Annotated in this window: 12 protein-coding genes; 9 read left to right on the forward strand and 3 right to left on the reverse strand. The window is 53.9% G+C overall.

Going from position 1 to position 18,906, the window contains the following annotated elements:
- Positions 1–164: 164 nt before the first annotated feature.
- The 8 genes from G491_RS33205 (at position 165) to G491_RS0101695 (ending at position 9,484) form a co-directional block, all read left to right on the forward strand.
- Positions 165–2,666 carry a 7TM-DISM domain-containing protein gene (locus G491_RS33205; protein WP_051326958.1) on the forward strand — a complete coding sequence of 834 codons (2,502 nt, stop codon included), beginning with the start codon at positions 165–167 and terminating at the stop codon, positions 2,664–2,666.
- A gap of 141 nt (positions 2,667–2,807) precedes the next feature.
- On the forward strand, positions 2,808–3,764 hold the full coding sequence (locus G491_RS0101665) for an SDR family oxidoreductase (RefSeq protein ID WP_028313347.1): 957 nt from the start codon (positions 2,808–2,810) through the stop codon (positions 3,762–3,764).
- A 108-nt stretch (positions 3,765–3,872) separates the two neighbouring features.
- Positions 3,873–4,778, forward strand: coding sequence for a class I SAM-dependent methyltransferase (locus G491_RS0101670; RefSeq protein WP_028313348.1), 906 nt, complete (start codon positions 3,873–3,875; stop codon positions 4,776–4,778).
- 195 nt (positions 4,779–4,973) lie between these two features.
- Entirely contained in the window at positions 4,974–5,216 is a 243-nt protein-coding gene (locus G491_RS0101675; protein WP_012610771.1) for an FmdB family zinc ribbon protein, read from the forward strand.
- 55 nt (positions 5,217–5,271) lie between these two features.
- On the forward strand, positions 5,272–5,997 hold the full coding sequence (locus tag G491_RS0101680) for a transcriptional repressor (RefSeq protein WP_012610772.1): 726 nt from the start codon (positions 5,272–5,274) through the stop codon (positions 5,995–5,997).
- A gap of 3 nt (positions 5,998–6,000) precedes the next feature.
- Positions 6,001–6,225 (forward strand): FeoA family protein, encoded by a 225-nt coding sequence (locus tag G491_RS0101685; RefSeq protein ID WP_012610773.1) that lies wholly within the window; start codon positions 6,001–6,003, stop codon positions 6,223–6,225.
- Positions 6,225–8,408, forward strand: a complete 2,184-nt coding sequence (feoB, locus tag G491_RS0101690; RefSeq protein WP_028313349.1) for a ferrous iron transport protein B — start codon at positions 6,225–6,227, stop codon at positions 8,406–8,408. The genes G491_RS0101685 and feoB overlap by 1 nt, the downstream gene beginning before the upstream one ends.
- Positions 8,409–8,539: 131 nt before the next feature.
- The gene (locus G491_RS0101695; RefSeq protein WP_028313350.1) at positions 8,540–9,484 is read left to right on the forward strand and encodes a radical SAM protein; all 945 of its coding nucleotides are present in this window, start codon (positions 8,540–8,542) and stop codon (positions 9,482–9,484) included.
- Positions 9,485–9,797: 313 nt separating this feature from the next.
- Here G491_RS0101695 and G491_RS0101700 read toward each other — a convergent pair whose 3' ends face one another.
- Positions 9,798–11,171, reverse strand: coding sequence for a pentapeptide repeat-containing protein (locus G491_RS0101700; RefSeq protein ID WP_028313351.1), 1,374 nt, complete (start codon positions 11,169–11,171; stop codon positions 9,798–9,800).
- Between the two features lie 33 nt (positions 11,172–11,204).
- Positions 11,205–12,389 (reverse strand): pentapeptide repeat-containing protein, encoded by a 1,185-nt coding sequence (locus G491_RS33210; RefSeq protein WP_051326959.1) that lies wholly within the window; start codon positions 12,387–12,389, stop codon positions 11,205–11,207.
- Between the two features lie 614 nt (positions 12,390–13,003).
- Here G491_RS33210 and G491_RS33215 point away from each other — a divergent pair.
- Positions 13,004–16,318 (forward strand): PAS domain S-box protein, encoded by a 3,315-nt coding sequence (locus G491_RS33215; RefSeq protein WP_051326960.1) that lies wholly within the window; start codon positions 13,004–13,006, stop codon positions 16,316–16,318.
- Positions 16,319–16,367: 49 nt separating this feature from the next.
- On the opposite strand, the gene G491_RS0101720 is transcribed toward G491_RS33215, so the two are convergent.
- Positions 16,368–18,791: an LVIVD repeat-containing protein gene (locus G491_RS0101720; protein ID WP_028313353.1), complete on the reverse strand. Its 2,424-nt coding sequence runs from the start codon at positions 18,789–18,791 to the stop codon at positions 16,368–16,370.
- Positions 18,792–18,906 lie beyond the last annotated feature (115 nt).

The following is an 18,906-nucleotide window of genomic DNA, read 5'->3' on the forward strand; positions in this document are numbered from 1 at the left end:
TTCCTTAATAGTATTGAATAGTTTCTATGTTCATTGTATCATTGGGATCACTGCTTGAAAAGGCTTGGTTCCTTTTTCAAGATTTTTCAATCCCTGGCTTAAAACTTGCTTTCATCTCCTTTGCAGCCTTATACTGGCATTAGGTTTTACCGGGATTTTCCGCCATGAGACGTATCATATTAATAATTCTGTTTTTTCCCATTTTGTCCAGCCTTGGCTGGAGCGCGGCGCCCGTGCGCGTCGGCGACGGCGTCCGGCAAAAGCCCCTCACGTCCATACTTGACATGCTGGAAGATCCAAGCGGCGCCATGACGATCGACCAAGCGTCCAAAAGCGGGCTGGCTTGGAAGAAAAACAAGGGTACGTACTTCAATGTCGGCTATTCAAAATCGGCTTACTGGTTCCGTATGGTTTTCGAAAACCCCGGCCCCAAGAGCGCCAGGATGTTTTTGGAAATAGACTTTCCCACTTTGGACCATGTGGACTTGTACGTCCCGGACGAAGAAGGAGGATTCCATTTTTTGAAAGGCGGAGACAGCGTTCCTTTCAGCCAGCGAAACGTCAAGCACAGAAATCATGTGTTTTCCATGGACCTCCAACAGGGAAGCCACACTTGTTATTTGAGAATTCAATCAGAGGGCGCCATTGAGTTCCACGTCAATCTTTTGAGCGGCCCGGGTTTGGTCTCCGCCTCCGTCAGAGAGAACTCCCTTATCTGGCTTATTTACGGATGCATCATAATGGCCGGGCTTTATAACCTGAGCGTGTTTTCAATCACCCGGGATAAAAATTTTCTTTTTCTCGTGTTTTACGGGTTGACATTCCTTTTAGTCGAGTTGGCGCACAAAGGCTTTATATCCCATTTTTTTTGCAGTGAGACGGGGCGCATAGGGGATCTAGTAATAATTATAGCTTTGGCGCTAAACCTCTCTTTATCGGCTCTGTTCACCACGTCCTTTCTTGGAACCCAAAAGAAGCATCCGGTGATCCATCGGATAATCTTCTGGACGATGATGGTTCCCGGCCTCGTATATATCGTCGCCGGACCGTGGGCGGGCTTTGCAAACATCATCCAGCTATTGATCCTTCACGGTATGGCGGCGTGCGTGCTGATTTTTGTCTTCCTGATTTATCTGAGCTTTAAAAGGAACAGAGAGGCTGTGTTCCTGACCGCCGGATATTGTTTTATCCTGGTTTCGGGAGTTCTATCCGTGCTGACTTTTATGGGAATTCTGCCTCCCGGTGTCGTATCCAAGTGGATTTTGCCGGTAAGCGCGGCCTGGCTTATGCTGACCTTTTCCATCGGTCTGGCGGACAAAGTCAATGTCATGAAACAGCGCTTGGAATTGTCGGAAACCAAAATCCGGCATAAAAATGTGGAATTGGTTGAAGCCAATGACGCCTTGCATACTTTCAACAAAACCATCCAAGATAGAAACACGGAGTTGACGGTCCTGCACGAGGAGTTGGAAGTCAGCGAGCACCGTTTCAGAAGCATGATCGAACAGTCGCCCATGGTGATTGAATTATATGATCCCAAAGGCAATCTTCTGCAAACGAATAAAGTGCAGAAAGACACCTGGGGCGCCTACGGCCCGGTGGCGGGCGCCGAATTTAACATCCTCGCCTCTCCGGCCATGCGAAAACTGCCCATTTTTCCCTCCATCCAAAAAGTCTTTAAGGGCGAAGGCGGATTTCTGGAGGAATGGTCCCTGCGCGGCGGCGAGGATGGACCGGAGGAGGGGGAAAGATACTACCGGTCACGGATTTACCCCATTTGCACGGCTACGGGCAAGTTAAGCAACGTGGTGATCATGCATGAAGACGTCACCAAAGACAGGCGATCGGAAGAAATCCTGATCCAGTCGGAAAAAATGGTCAGCCTGGGCGCCCTGGCGGCGGGCATGGCCCACGAGATCAACAGCCCCCTGGCGGGCGTGGTTCAAAACGCCCAGGTTTTGATTCAGCGTCTGACCAAACCCATGGCCGCCAATGAAAAGGCCGCCAAAAAAATTGGCTTTAACCTGGACATCCTGTTCGCCTACATGGAGGCCAGGGAGATTCCCCGCATCCTGGATTCCATAAGAGAGGAAGGCATGCGGGTGGCCAAGACCGTGCGCAACATGCTGTCCTTCTCCCGGCAAAGCGGAAGCGAGGCCGACGTGTACGACCTGCGGGCTCTCATGCGTGAGACCGTGGACATGGCGAGAAGCGATTACGACCTGAAAAAGCGTTTTAACTTCCGCAATATGGAAGTGCGGGAGCATTTCTCGCCCGAGGCTGCGGAGGTATATTGCGAGCCGGGTCAAATCCAGCAGGTTTTCCTGAATATCCTGAAAAACGGCGCCCAGGCCATGGCCGGCGCAAACACGGATCCGGCGCAAAAACCGCGCTTTGACATCCGGATTTTTCCCAAAGGCGACCGGGTTGTGGTGGAAATCCAGGACAACGGCCCGGGCATCCCCTCCCATGTCCTGGAGCATATTTTCGACCCTTTTTACACCACCAAGGGAAAAGGGGAAGGCACCGGTCTGGGCCTGTATTTATGCACCCACATCATTAGGGAGTTGCACAACGGTAGCATTTGGGTGGAATCCGAACCCGGCCAGGGCGCCTTGTTCCATATTTCCCTGCCCGTGGAAGGCCCGCCCGCGGTTCCCATATAAACCGCCGACGCATTCTCCTTTTTGCTTTGCACTCCGCAACAACCTCCACATGCTTGTGGACGATCTGATTGAAAGCTGTTATTATAATGCTCCGTCTGTTGAAAAATCACCCATACAATTCTGCAAACAAGGGGGGAAGCCATGAAACGAAAAAAGGTTTTTGTGACCGGCATGAGCGGATACGTGGGCCAGTGTCTGTGCAGGGAATTGGACCGGGGGACTTATTGCGGCAAATTTTACGGCATGGACGTGAAAGAGCCTTTATACAAGTTCACCAAGGGCGAATTCCGCAAGATGGACGTGAACGATCCGGCCCTTGCCGAGTGGATTAAGGAAATCCAGCCGGATGTGATCGTGCATCTGGCCTATGTGCTGCAGCCCTCCCACGACAGCGCGGGCATGCGCAAAATCAATGTGGACGGCACGAAAAACGTGCTGGACGCCGCAAAAAAAGCGGGCGTCAAGCAGATTTTGGTCACCAGCAGCGGCACGGCCTACGGCGCGTGGCCGGACAACCCGGTTCCCATTACGGAGGAAGATCCCATCCGGCGCCATCCCGGCTTCCAATACGCCCGGGACAAAGCGGACATGGAGGCCATCCTGGCCGAATTCGTGGAGGAGAACCCGGATATCATCACGTCCTGGGTGCGGCCCTGCATCATATACGGACCCAACGTGGACAACTACATCAGCCAGCTTTTCACCCTGCCCATCGCCATGGACCTGAAGGGCTGCCCTTCCCCGCAGCTTCAGTTCGTGCACGAGGACGACGTGGTCGCCGCACTCATGTTTCTGTTGAAAAAGGAAGCCCGGGGGCCGTACAACCTGGCGCCGCCGGACACCATGACGTTGTCCGAGGTCAACGCCTTGTCCGGGAAGCCGGCCGCGCCCTTGACGCCGTCCTTGATGGGAGCGATTTTCAGGACTACCTGGGCTTTGGGCCTGCCCATTTTAAAAGTGCCGGAGTCTTTTCTGGATTTCGTCCAATACCCATGGGTGCTGGACACGAGCAAGCTCATGGACCTGGGATTCAAGTACACCTACTCCACCCGGGAGACCATCGAAATTATGCTGAGGGCGAAAGGGATTATTCCTTAGATGGCGCCGGTAGCAGCTTTACATTTTCTTCCACTTATGTCATGATTACCACTATAGCAATGTTCTTTTTTGGTTGGTAGTTATAGCTTTTTTTTGTGGAAGGAAGAAATGGCAAGCAGCGATTTACGTCCCAGTTCCAGTTCCCAGGGGTGCACCTTTTTGCGGGCTTTGTCCCAATATGAACGCCATCCCCAGCTTCGCAACCCGGACTATCTGGCGCCCAAGTTCCTCAGCCCAGGGCATCAAAAACTGATGCTGGCGGCCCGGCCGTGGTGGGCCAAGGCGGTCCTGAGAAAGGTCAGCCCCGGGGCTTATTTTTATCAGATTTCCCGGATTCGCTTTGGGGACGAAGCCCTGCTTCAAGCCCTGGAGGACGGCGTCAAGCAGGTGCTGATCATGGGCGCGGGCAACGACACCCGGGCGTTCCGTTTTGAGCGTGAAATTCTAAAGGCCGGCGCCCGGATCATCGAACTGGACACGCCGGACAGCCAGGCGTGGAAGACCGCCAAGGTGGAGGAGCACTGGGGCGGACTGCCCGGACACGTAAGCTACGTCCCCATTGACTTCAACAAAACCACCCTGGAAGAAGCCCTGCTGCAAAACGGCGCGTCCTATGATCCCGAAGCAAAGACGTTATTTTTCTGGGAAGGAGTCTGCTATTATCTGGACGCCGACTCCGTGGACAAGGTGCTGGCTTTTGTCCGTGAGGCCTCTCCCGCAGGCAGTTCTTTGGTTTTCGATTATTTTCAGAAAGCGGCTTTGGAAGGCCGCACCAAGCCCTACGGCGCCCAAAAGGTATTAAAACGGGGTCCGGAACGGGGCGAACCCTTTATTTATGGGATTGAAGAAGACGAAATAGAGCGATTTTTAAAGAAACGGGGCCTTAAGTTAATCCGCCATATGGCGCCGAAAGACGCGGCCCGCGCCTACCTTTGCGACGAAAATGGCCGTCTGTTGGGCAGGCAGCACGCCTACCTGAATCTGCTCAAAGCGGTCACCTCTCCAAAAACTTGAAGATTTTGACAAATCACGTGAAATGATTATATACTGTTAGCTTGTTTTGGCGGGCTGTGCTAGGCTCGCCAAACATTGGGAGAATATTCGCCCTTTTTATAGGGTCTTAGGCCGTTTTTCGAGAAAAGTATATAACATAGGCCGCCCCTCCGGCTTCTTTGGGAAGGGGATTCGGGCCTGATTCGGAGATTTGTCATGCCGATTTACGAGTTCAAGTGCATGGAGTGCAACGAAGTTTTTGAGGTTCTTTGCGTCAATTCCGACGACACCGTAGCCATGGAATGCAAAAAGTGCCAGTCCCCCAATATTGAACGAATCTTGTCATCCACCAATTTCGCCATGGGAAGCGGCGGCGGCGCAAAAAGCGGCATGAGCTCGGAAACGCGCAATTGCTCAACGGGTTCCTGCACCACCTATAACGTTCCCGGGGTGGAATAATACTTTTTGGCACGGCGCCTCTGCGCGCCGGCTGCCGATTGACATAAGGCGCCTGATGAAATTTAGATTCGCTCCTACGGCCATGCCTGACAATTGCCAGAGCGTCCACAGCCTGGAGGAGAAGCAGTTTGCAAGGCTGTTCTCCGACGAAGGCATTGAGGACGTGGAAGACCGTCTGGCCATTTTGCGGGTTTTCCTGGAAACAGAAGACCACATCACATCGGTCCAGTTGATGGACCTGCTGGAAAAGGCGGGATATAACTTCGACCCCGACTTTGTGCGGGAAACGCTTCGGCTCATGTGCCGGTACGGCTTCGCCTGCAAGCATGATTTCGAGGGCCGGAACAGCACCTACGAGCATCTGCATCTGGGCCAGCATCACGACCACATGATCTGCACCAAGTGCGGATCCATTACCGAATTCGTACACGACCAGTTGGAAGCGGTCCAGAAACAGGCGGCCGCTTCTTACGGGTTTCATATGCTCCAGCACAGGCTGGAAATCTACGGGTTGTGCTCCAAATGCTATACGGAGAGGGTCACGCTCCTTCCCCTGGCCATGGCCAAGGTGGGGGAAAAGGCCGTCATCAAGGACACGACCGGCTGCGCCAAGTTCCGGCATCGCCTGTTGACCATGGGATTGCGCACCGGAGACGCTTTGGAGGTGATCACCTCCGACGGCCGCGGCCAGGTGGTTGTCTCCGTGGAAGGACGGCGCATGGCCCTGGGCAGGGGGCTCGCCCAGAAGATTTTAGTGGAACCCGTAAACGGCAATAGGTGAACCATGTTATTGAGTGAAATGAAAGAAGGCCAAGAAGGCGTCATCGCCAAGGTTGGCGGCGCGGGCGCCTTTCGCAGGCGTCTTCTTGAAATGGGTTTTTTAAAAGGCGCCACCCTGTTTGTAGAAAAATACGCCCCCTTGAAAGATCCCCTGGAAGTCACCTTAAACGGGTGCCACGTCTCCCTGCGGGTAGAGGAAGCGGCCCATATCGTCATGGAAGACGCATAATGGCCGCGCGAAAAAAACTGACCATAGCCCTGGCGGGCAACCCTAATTCGGGCAAGACCACCACCTTCAACAATATTACGGGCACGCGCCAGAAAGTAGGCAACTGGCCGGGCGTGACCGTGGAGAAAAAAGAAGGCCATGTGCGCTTCGGCGATTACGACCTGACCGTGGTGGACCTGCCCGGAACATACAGCCTGACCACCTTTTCCATCGAGGAAATCGTGGCCCGCAGCTACATCCTGGAAAACAGCCCGGACGTGGTGGTGGACATCATCGACTCCTCCAACCTGGAGCGCAGCCTGTATCTGGCCACCCAATTGCGCGAGTTGGACGCCAAGGTCCTGTTTGTCCTGAACATGGCGGATCTGGCCAAGGACAAGGGCATTGTCATCGATGAGGAAAAGCTCTCCTCCCTGCTGGAAGTGCCGGTCATCTCCACGGTGGGCAACCGGAACGAGGGAACGGCCGAGCTGCTGAAAAATATCATCGAGGCGGCGGAAAGCGGCCAGAGCCCCCGTGCGGAGCGCCGGGTCCGTTACAGCCGGGACATCGAGGACGGCGTGGCCGTGGTGCGCGACCTGCTCCAGGCCGTGGAGGACAAGGATTTTCCGTACAACCCCAGGTGGACCGCCATCAAGCTCATTGAAGCCGACGAAGTGGTGAGGGACATGGCGGTCAAGGCGCTGGGCGATCAGGCGGGCCCGATCCTGGAGGAAACCGCCCGTCAGCGGGAACGGATTTCCAACCTGTTCGACGACGAGCCGGAAATTCTCATGACCGAGCAGCGGTACGGGTTTATCGCCGGCATCGTGCGGGAGGTGGTCAAGAGGTCGTCCATCAAACGGGTGGACGTGTCCCGGAACATCGACCTGCTTCTCACCAACCGGGTTTTGGGCTTTCCCATCTTTTTCTTTTTTATCTGGGCCATGTTCCAGCTGACCTTCACCCTGGGCGCTTATCCCCAGGCGTGGATCGAGCACGGCGTGGAATTGCTTTCCCTGGGCATGACAAACATTTTGCCCTCCGGCATGATCCAGGACCTGGTGGTCAACGGCATCATAGCCGGGGTGGGCTCCGTGCTGGTGTTTCTGCCCAACATCCTGATTCTGTTTTTCTGCATCGCCTTGTTCGAGGACACGGGCTACATGGCCCGGGCCGCTTTTTTGATGGACAAGGTCATGCACCTGGTGGGGCTCCACGGCAAGTCGTTCATCCCCATGCTCATGGGCTTTGGCTGCAACGTGCCCGCCATTATGGCGGCCCGCACCCTGGAAAACGAAAAAGACCGGATTCTGACCATTTTAATCAACCCGTTCATGTCGTGTTCGGCTCGATTGCCCGTGTACGTGCTGCTGGCAGGCGCTTTTTTCGCCGAAAAAGCCGGCACCGTGATTTTCAGCATTTATCTGCTGGGCATTGTGCTGGCCATCGTCATGGGCAGGATTTTCCGCAACACCTTGCTGAAAGGCAGCGTGGCGCCCTTTGTCATGGAGCTTCCGCCCTATCGCGCGCCCAGGGCCAAAAGCCTCATGATTCACATGTGGGACCGGAGCAAGATGTTTTTGAAAAAAATGGGCGGGGTGATTCTGGTGGGCTCCATCATCGTGTGGGCCCTGTCCTCCTTCCCCAACGATCCCCAACTTGCCAGGCAATACGAAATCAAAAAGCAGCAGGTGGAAAAAACCTTCGCCGTACGCAAGCCGGACGCCTCCAAGATGGCCGTCAAGGTTCGAGAAATGGAAAAGGAAAAAGCCCTGGCCGCCCTGGAAATCGAGTACACGGCCGCCGCCAAGGAAAACTCCTACCTGGGCCGGATCGGCAAGTTCTTCGGGCCTGTGTTTGCGCCTGTCGGCATTGACTGGAAAGGCGGGGTGGCCCTGTTTACGGGCTTTGTGGCCAAGGAAATCGTCATTTCCACCCTGGGCGTGCTGCATGCCACCAAGGACGATACGGATAAAGGTCTGGCCGAGGCCATGAAAAAATCCGGCATGACGCCCCTGTCCGCATTTTCCATGATGGCGTTCATCCTCCTTTACGTGCCGTGCATCGCCACGGTTTCGGCCATCAAGCAGGAAACCAATTCGTGGAAATGGACCGCCTTTTCCATAGGGTACAGCACGACCCTGGCCTGGGTGGTCGCCTTCATCATCTACCAGGGCGGGCAATTGCTGGGCCTGGGGTGATCGTCTAATTTTTTGACAGGCCGCCGCATTGGGCTTACCATTATGCAGAAGCAGAACGGGGCTTTGGGCGACGGCTTTTCCCGCCGTAATCCCCTTCCCCCGAAGTCAGAACCCAAACACAAAGGCGGAATATGAGCGCATTTGAACCCGCATATATAAAAACCAAGGCTGGCGGGCTCCTGGAGCAAAAAATCGCCCTGGCCCAAGAGGCCATGAAGGAATGCACGCTCTGCCCCCGGGAATGCAAGGTCAACCGCCTGAACCATCAAACCGGCGTGTGCAAAACCGGCCCCAACGCCGTGGTCTCCAGCTTCGGCCCCCATTTCGGCGAGGAAAAACCCCTGGTGGGCAAAGGCGGGTCCGGAACCATCTTTTTCGCCAACTGCAACCTGCTTTGCCTGTTTTGTCAGAATTACGGCATCAGCCATATGGGCGAAGGCGAGGAAGTAGCCCCCGATTCCATCGCCCAGGTTATGATCCAGCTTCAGGACGCAGGATGCCCCAACATCAATTTCGTCACCCCGTCCCATGTCATCCCCCAAATCCTCCAGGCCGTGGATATCGCCGCGGACAAAGGGTTGCACATCCCCCTGGTCTATAACTCCGGCGGGTACGATTCCGTGGAAAGCCTTAAGCTGCTGGACGGCGTGGTGGACATCTACATGCCGGACTTCAAGTTCTGGCATCCGGAAATCGCGGAAAATACATGCAAGGCCCGGGACTACCGGCAAATCGCCTGCGCAGCCTTAAGGGAAATGCACCGCCAGGTCGGGGATTTGCAAATCAACGAGCAAGGACTGGCCGAACGGGGATTGCTGGTGAGGCACCTGGTGCTCCCAGGCAAAAGCGCCGGAACCAAGCAGATTATGGAGTTCATCGCCCAGCACATCTCCCCCAACACCTACGTGAACATCATGCCCCAGTACCGCCCCGTGGGCCGGGCTAACGAGATTCCCGGCCTGGAAAGCGCCCTCCCCTACCGGGAATACGAACAAGCCGTGGCCGAAGCCCTCAAAGCCGGCATATCCCGCCTGGACGAACGCCGCCGCATCTTCCGCGTGGAGTATACACACTGATTAACTGATTTAAAAAACGGAAAAAAATAGGGAATTGCGCGCCTCCGGCGAACTAAAAACTGATTAACAGCCTGCCTCCGGCGGCAAACTTTTTGTAAAAAGTTTGATCAAAAACTTTTCAATGGCGCTTCGCGCAAAAGTAGGAGGAGGTATATATCCTTATCGGTGCGGCTATCAAATCAAGAATCCAAAATCCCACAACCGTTGTAATTCGCCGCTTGACTTGGAACACGTGGACGGCTGAGTTGAATCTATTTTAAAAAATGCCCTGAGGGCCTTTAAAGATGGTTTTAAGTCGCTTTAAAGGCCCTTATTATCCTTGGTCTTCTTCAACAAACACCATACCATGTTCTTCCGGCTTGAAACCATCTGGAAACTTTGTGGTTTTATCATATTTTGTTCCGATGAGTTTAGTCTTGTTGAGATTCGTCTTAGTAAGATCGGCATCAAAAAGGGTCGCCCCAGAGAGATCAGCCGCATTGAATCTCGCCATACTGAAATCACCCCCTATAAGCTCAGCATTTTTTAAGTCCACTCTGGAAAATACCGCTCCGGTAAGGTTAGCATCCAAGAAAAAAGCTCTGGTAAGGTCAACGTCAAAAAACCTCGCATTGGTAAGGTCAGCGTACAAAAAGTCCGCCCCTGTGAATCTCCCCCCGGAGAACTTGGCCCCGGAGAGGTTTCCATTTGTGAAATCAGCCCCGGTTAAGTCTGACATGATGAATTTTGCCATGTGCAGATTTGCCTCTGTAAAATTCGCCGCGTGGAGATTAGTTTTGGATAAATCCAAGGGGAAGGATTCTCCATTGTTATATGAATACTTTCGACGACGGATTACCTCAACAATTGCCAACAAGTCTGCAGCTAAAGGGGCGCAGGGAGAACCCAGATCATTCTCCTGGTCTTGTGATTCTGCTGGTTTAATAGGGACTTTTGAGGAAGTTTCACTTTTTACAATATTGGCTTGAGAATTCATTCTCAGAAAGGCGGTGAGAACCTCCATGACCGTCCAGTAGTCGTTTTTCTTTTCTATATCACACTCGTTCGCGATGCGTTCTAAGGCGTAAATCCCGCCTAAACGGACAGCCATATTCTCGCTGCCCAATTGCTCAATAGCTTTGGTGTAGCGTTCGGTGACCTGGCCATCTTCTGTGGCTTCCAATTGCCTTTCCGTGGCTCTCATGCGCCTAAAAGCCAATATAGCTGCAACTAAGGCTGCGAGGCCTCCAAGTCCATGGATGATGGTGATTCTGTGGGAGTCGGTCGCAGAATGTTTGTCTGTGCGTTCCTTGCTAGTGGTGGATGGGTAGTCTTTAGTCTGGATTTGCGGCAATTCGATCACGAGAAAGAGCACCAGCCAGGCGATAAAAAGAACCGCCAAGGTTGTCAGGGATTTCTTGACAATATCCCTTCGCAAAACCTCTTTTAGCTTTGTGGCGTAGAACACCCAGAAGCCGATTCCCACAATAAAAACCACCCAAAAGAAGCCAAATAGCCATTTGAGCAAAACGCTATCTATGCCGGGTGGTGGTGGCGGTGGGCCGGGATGGCCAAAAAAGCGAGCAATGGCCACAATAAAAGCCATTGCGGCCGTTAAAGACAAAACAGGCATGAGCCAGTCTGTATGGGCGTTTATAATGCCTCGTACTCTTTCGATAGTTGATCCCGATTTATCAGTGTCTTGCATTAGGTTATTTCCCTCCATGGATAAAACCTTAACTTAACTTCGGCGGGTGATTAGGGTGGCGAAAATGGAAATCAACCCGCCGAGCATGATGTAGCCCAGGATCACCTCGGCCATGACCCACCAGGACGCCCAGGGCGTGACCGGCGTCACGTCCCCGAACCCCAGGGTAGTGAAGGTCACCACGCTGTAATAGATCATGGTCGCCGGGGAAAAAGGCAGGCCAATCTCGTTGTGGTCTCCATGGGCGGATATGTGCAAGGCTTCCGGCCCCATCATGAAAAAATTGAGACCGAAATACACGGCAAGGAGCAGGGACCAAGCCAGCCACGCCCAAGGGGTGCGGCCGCAATCGGCGAAGATGCTCCAGATGTAATACAGAGCTTTGCCCCATTGGTTTAGATCCGTTTCCCGATAATCCCCCCTAATTGGGTCATGTTTCTTTTTTCCTATCTTGAATTTTAACCATTTCCTATTCCATCGCCTTTCCTGCAACTCTTCCAGAAAATCTTGATGCTGGGCGAAGGCTTTGAACATAGCGCTGCCATAACAAGAGGTCACTCGGATGCCCTTGCATGGGGTGTTTCTGTCGTACTTGACATCGGTAACGTTTGCTTCCTCCAGATTGGCATCTTTTAGGTTTGTCTTTTGAAGATTGGCATTCCTCAAGTCGGCACTCCGAAGGTTGGCCCCCCTTAAGTTTGCTTTTTGAAGGTTGGCTTTCCAAAGAAACGCCTTTTGTAAATCAGCACCCCATATAGAAGCTCCACATAGGTTAACTTGCCTCAAATTAGATTTGTGAAAATTAGATAATCGTAAAGAACTCCTATGCATGATAGCCTTTGGAAGAATAGCCTTTTCTATATCGACACTTGACAGATCGGCCTCTGTAAAATTGACTTTTGACAAAACAGTTTTTCGAAGGTTGGCATACCCCAAAACGGCTTTGGATAGATTAGAATTTTCTAACAAAGCCTTTTGTAAATAGGCCCATTCCAAATTGACATGTGAAAGATCCCGGCCTGTCAGGTCGGTTTTTCTGAGGTCGGCCCGTTTTCCTTCCTTGTGTTTAGAATCCACCCATTTTTTATGTTCTGCTAGAACCTGCTGCAATTCTTCGTCGGAGATTTGGCGGAGTTCATAGGTCTCTGTTGTGCCGTCTTCATATCTGATGGTGCGGATTTTCCTTCCGTCGCTTTCCTTAATATCGTCCCAGTGCATAGTCCCCCCGTTTGTATTATGTGTGGGGTGGAGTATACCACGGACCTTGCGGGAAAAATCAAGAGTTTCCGGTCAAGGCTTGAGAATTCAATGCGATAGCGAAGTTCTCTCGGCTGGGGCTGATCATGGGCAGGTCGGGCTTGAATAAAGGCGGCCTGCCTACGGAAGGTCCAATAGAAAACGGCAAACTGCGAAACTGCGCTTCCGGCGGCAAACATTTTTCCATACGCCGCAAAGCGGCAAAAAAGTTTGATCAAAAACTTTTCAAATGCGCTGCGCGCAAAAGGGGTTGTAACTCGCTGCTTTCTCCCGTAGAGCCGATGCTTGCCGCGGGATTTCTTCGATAGGGGCGCTGCTTGCCGCGGGATTTCTTCGATAGGGGCGCTTCATGCCGCGCCGTCGTCAAACGGCCCATGCCATTCAAAAAAAATCTGCGATCGCCCCCTTAGCGACATTGCACGTTCCCTTGCTTTGCGTGCAAAAAGTACTCGGGAACTATTTTTAAATGAGGTTTTGGTTTTATATGCGCTGTTGGGATGAAACTTGCATATCCCTCTTTGAGATTGGAATGGGTTCTTCCCATCGGGCAAGTCGGAAAGAGGAGACGGCGGAGAATGCGATATGTCAGCCTATCAGCCATAGGCGATGCAGTTTCAAGCAACTGTCCAAATACATTCAATTTTCGCTTATTCGGAAAAGGCTTTTGGCTCTGCCTGATTCTGACTGCGGCGGTCTGTCTTCATCTTCCCGCCGGGGCGAGCGCCGCCCTGAATTTGACGGCGGAGGAGCGATCCTGGCTGAACAGCAATCCCGACAAGCTGGTCTTGTGGTTCAATACCGAATTTCCTCCCATTGAGTTCATTTCTGAAAACGGCGAGTTCACCGGCATGGGCGCGGACGTCATCGCCCTGGTTGAGCAAGAGCTTGGAGTTGAATTCATCAAACAGCCTTCCGAGGACTGGAACGAACATCTGGCCGCCTTGAAAAGCGGGGCCTGCGCCGTGGCGCCGACTATTGTGGCTACCGAGGAGAGGAAGCGATACGCCGAGTTCACAACGCCCTATGAATCGGCGCCGGTGGTCATCATAACCGGCAATCAGATACAGGAATCCTTGGAGTTGTCGAACCTGGAGGGCATGCGCGTGGCCGTGGTTTCGGGATACGCTTCCGAGGAGTATTTGCGCAAGCAGCCGAATTTGGATATAAAGATGATCCCCATGCCCGATGTTGTCCACGCCCTGCGTGCAACCTCTTTCGGACAGGTGGACGCCTACCTGGAAAACATCGCCGTAGCGGGATACTATATAGAAAAAGAAGGCATAGCCAACCTGCATGTCGCCGGCGCCACGGACTACAGTTTCGCCTGGAGCATTGGAATAAGCGGCAAGTACCCGTTGCTGGCAAGCGCTGTGAAAAAGGCGATGGCGTCCATCCCCTCCAAGGATTTGGAATCCGTGCGCAGAAGATGGATTTTCCTGGACATTGATCCAAAGTGGTCGGGCGAAACCCTGCGCCTATTCGCCATACTCTCAGGATTCGCCGTGTTGCTGGCCGCCGGTTTGTTTGTCATTGCGTATGTTCTTAAAATGCGTCTTCAAGAAAAAATAACCAGCCTGGATGAAGCCCACAAAAAAATTTCCGAGCAGGCGAAAATGCTACGAATTGCGGCGGAAGCGGCGCAGGCGGGCATGTGGGACTTCCACGTTCAGGAAAGGCTGAGTTTCCTCAGCACGCAATGGTTCAGCATGCTGGGTTACTCTCGCAACGCGGAAGAACTCTCTTTCGAGGATTTTCAGGACTTTATCCATCCCGAAGACCTGCCTGGATTTACAAACCATTTCCGTGACTACATAGACGGCGGCGGCCGCTCCTTGTTGGAGTATGAAGCGAGGTTTAAACAAGCCGACGGAAGTTGGCGATGGGTGTTGTCCAAGGGAAGAGCCGTGGAGCGGGACGAGCGCGGGCGCCCCACTCGCATTATTGGACTAAACGTCAATATTCAGACAGTCAAGGACGCCCAGGAGAAAGTAAAGCAAAGCGAGGCGAAATTCCGGGCGATTTTCGACAACGCACCCTACGCCATTGTCATCAACAATCTTGAGGACGGCAAACTGGTTGACGCCAACAAAGCCTTTTTTGTCAACCGGGGACTGAGCGGTCCGGAGGACTTCGCCAATATTCCCCCAAACGGCTTTTCCACCATGAGCCGGGAGGAAGTCCAGGCTATCATAAACCAATTGGCGAAGACCGGAAAACTTGACGGTTACGAAACGGAATTAGTTAACGTTGACGGCTCCCGCGGGCACATTGTCTTCTCCTCGGTAGTCATGGAGGTCGCCGGCCGAAAGCAGGTCCTTTCCATGGTGGTTGACATAACCGATCGAAAACAAGCCGAAATGCAGCTGCGCCAATCCGAAGAGAAGTTTTCAAAAATCTTTTCCATGGCGCCCTTTCTTATCGCCATAAGCCGGCTGGATGATGAAACGATCCTGGATGTCAATAACAGCTTTGCGGAAGTCACCGGTTGGAAACGGCGGGAAATCGTCGGGCAAAACGCCTCTGACATAAACTTCTGGGCCGACCCTGCAACCCGCGAGGAAATGATTCACGAAATAATGCAAGGCCGGGATGTTCTGAACCGGGAAATGGATTTTTGCTGCAGGAACGGGGAAATCCGTTCCGGGCTGTACTCAGCGCGGGCCATCCAGCTTTCGGAGGGATGGGCCTTTTTGTTTGTCATGCAGGACATCACGGAGCATAAGAAACTGGAGAAGGAGCAGCAACGGCTTCAAAGTCAACTATTGCAGGCCCAGAAAATGGAGGCGGTGGGCACCCTGGCCGGCGGCGTGGCTCACGACTTTAACAACATGATCGGCGCCATCATTGGGTTTGCCCAGCTTGCCATGAACAAAATGGATCAAAGCCACCCTTTGCACGAAACCTTCAGCCAGATTCTTGATTGCTCCTTTCGCTCCGCCAGCCTGACCCGGCAGCTTTTGGCCTTCGCCAGGAAGGAAATCGTGGAGCCGATGATTCTGGATATCAACACGGCCGTCGAGGAGCTCCTCAAAATGCTGCAAAGGCTGATCAGCGAAAACATCAAACTGCATTGGACGCCGGGCCCCGGCCCGCTGATAGTCAAACTCGACCCCTCTCAGCTAGACCAGGTTCTCGCCAATCTCTGCGTCAACGCCAGGGACGCAATCGCAGACATCGGCGATATTACCATAAAAACGCAATTGCAGGTCTTCGACGAGCAAACCAGCCTTATTCATCCTGATTGCCTGCCCGGGGAATATGTGATGATAGCCGTAAGCGACACCGGATGCGGCATTGAGGAAAAGACCCTCGCCCATATTTTTGAGCCTTTCTTCACCACAAAACCCCAGGGACGGGGGACGGGGCTGGGCCTGGCCACGGTTTACGGCATCGCCAGGCAGAACAGCGGGTTTGTCAAGGTATACAGCGAACCTGGAAAAGGCGCGACATTCAAGGTCTACTTTCCGCGCTATACCAGAGAGGAAAATCAAGTCAAAAAGGAAGAGAAGGCAATATCCCAAAGCCGGGGAGAAACCATCCTGCTGGTGGAAGACGACGCCATTTTGTTAAAAATGACCACTAACATGCTCCTTCATCTGGGCTATAAGGTCATTGCAACGGGCTCCCCGTCCGAGGCTCTGCGTCTGGCCGAAATTAGTGAAGAGGAAATCCACCTGTTTCTCACCGACGTCATCATGCCCGATATGGGCGGACGGTCGCTGGCCGACGCCGTTGACAAAATCCGCCCGGGAATTAAAATACTGTACATGTCCGGGTATACGACCAACGCCATAGTCCACCAGGGGGTCATGGAAAAGGGCGTCAATTTCATCCAAAAGCCCTTTTCATTGCAAAGCCTGGCCCAAAAAATCCGCACCATGCTGGACTGATCTCGCAAAGCGGCGGAATAAGATAGGGGGTGGATGCGTCCGCCCTTTTTTAAGGAGCGGGGACGGCCTTCAAAACCTGAAGGCCCAGCTCCGAGCTGGCCAGGTAGAGGTATCCCTCGTGGACTTCCAGCCTGTAAAAGACGTTCAGGGTTTCCACCCACGCAATCTCAACGGGATTTAAAGGGTCGCTGACATCCACGATGATCAAGTCAGGCCCGTTGTCCGCCGCATACAGGTAGTTTCCAGAAAGCGCCAAGGCCCGGCAGGAGTTGGGAGTGTCCAAATACGCCTTTTGCTCCGGGGCGGTTGGGTCGGAGATGTCCGCGACCTTAAGGCCCTGGGGGCCGTCCGCTATATAGGCGTAATTTCCATCCAGGACGATATCGTCTGCAAAAAAGGTGTCGAGAACGCCGATGTCATCCGGGTTTTCCGGGTCGGAAACATCCACGATAATCAGGCCGTCCATGCCGTCCCCCACGTAGGCGAGATCGCCGGACACAGTCACGTCATAGGCGGAACGGGTGTCCAGGGTTCCCTTCAACTGAGGGCTGTAGGGATTGGACACGTCAATCACGCGCAGGCCCGCCGAACCGTCCGCCACATAGGCGTAATCGCCGGAAACCGCGACAATATTGGCGTCATCCGTGTCCAGAACGCTCGTCTCAAAAGGATTGGCGGGGTCGGAGACGTCAAAAATGCGTAGGCCGTCGCCGCCGTCAGCCACATAGGCGTAATCGCCCTGAACAGCCGCGCCCTGGGCGAAAGTGGAGGGCGCCGAACCTATAAGAACCGGATTGGCGGGATCGGAAATATCCACTACGGCCAAGCCTCCCGCCCCGTCGGCCACATAAGCGTAATCGTCCTGGAAAGCCGCGTCCTGGGCGTCGGCGGTGTTCACGCACCCGATAACCTGGGGATTGGGTTCATAAGTTATGTCCGTGACTTTCAGGCCCTGATAGCCGTTCGCCAGGTAGGCGATATTATCTCCAATCCAAAGTCCCCTGGTATCGCCTTCGTCCCGGGTTCCAATAATTTTTGGATTTGCAGGATCCGAGACGTCCACCATTTTGAAGCCATCGCTGTCGCCGGTCACATAGGCGACGCGGTTGAAAACCTCCATGCTCCGCGAGAAGCCCGTGGATGCGGCGCCCACAACCACAGGGGCGGTGGGATCGGAAAGGTCCACCACCTTTATGCCAAAGGCGCTGTCCGCCACGTAGGCGTAGCCATCGGCGATCGCCGCGCTGCTTGCATCCTCCGTTGCGGCCGTTCCCACGACCTGGGGATTGGCCGGGTCTGTAATATCAACGACTTTCAACCCTCCGACGTCATCAGCCACGCAGGCGTAATCGCCGAACAGGGCCACATCATTCGCCTTTACAGTGGGAGCGGTCCCAACAATTTGGGGGTTCGCTGGGTCGGCGACGTCTATTACGCGGAGGCCGTTCGCGTCGTCGGCCACATAGGCGTAATTGCCTCTTACCACGACGGCGCGGGCTTTTTCCGTGTCCACAACCCCGACGACCTGAGGATCGGACGGATCAGCCGCATCCACGATCTTAAGGCCTTCAGCATCGTCCGCCACAAAGGCATAAGTTCCTGATATTACCACGTCCCGGGCGCGGTCCATGGCCGCCGTTCCCAGGAGAACGGGGTCGAAAGGATCCGTTGTATCAAACACATGAAGGCCGCCGTCAGCGTCGGCCACATAGGCAAAGCCTCCGTCCACAGCAACATTCAGGGCGGTTCCCGGAGTGTTGGCCAAGGCGGATTGAGGCGACGTCCTGTCCACGGCCAGGGAGAAAAGATCGTCGTTATTGTGCACCGCGTCTATGCAGGGCGTGATGGAGGCCCAGCCCCGGACCAGGGCGCCCCGGTTGTTGACCGGCTCCCAATACGCCAGATCCTTGTGATCAATTTGACCGTTTCCATCCAGGTCCTGATTGATCAGCCGGGAGGCCGCTGCGTTCATGCGGGCGATCACGTCGCTTTGAGGATATCCGGCCATGAGCATGAAGCTCACGGTCTGGTAAGCCAGTTCAGACAGGATGTTGACGCGAAAGCCCTCTTTCTTGATGGTTTCGCCCTGAAGCGCAAGATGGATGGTCCCCAAATTGGGGGTGGCCGCCGCGTCAATAACGCCGTCGTCATCCGCGTCGATATCCGTTCCGCCCGTGACTTCCATAATATAAAGCCAGCCGTCGGCAAGGCGGTCGTCGGGCAGGGAGAACAGGCCCGCCTGGGAAAGGTCGTCGCTGACGCTCGTCTTGCCTGTGATGATGGGATTTTTCATGTCAGGATAGGCGAAAACTTTATAATCCGCTCCGCACAACGGCCCCAGGACCGCCTTTCCCGTGGACGTGGCGCCGGAGTACAAGACGTCGTCATCATCGCTGCATCCGGTAAAGGCTATGAAAAAAGAGAGCAAGAGGACGGACAGGGCGAGAGATTTCCAGTAGAGCTTGCAGCGCATAGTTTTCTCCAGTTGAGGGTCAAGGCCAGCGGTTTGACATTTGAGGCCTGAATCCTATGGCACGGACGCCTGTTTGTAAACCTACGCTTGGTAAAAATGCGGTGAACGGGCGAAA

Origin of the sequence: Desulfatibacillum aliphaticivorans DSM 15576, from assembly GCF_000429905.1 — a bacterium.
Classification (GTDB): Bacteria; Desulfobacterota; Desulfobacteria; order Desulfobacterales; family Desulfatibacillaceae; genus Desulfatibacillum; species Desulfatibacillum aliphaticivorans.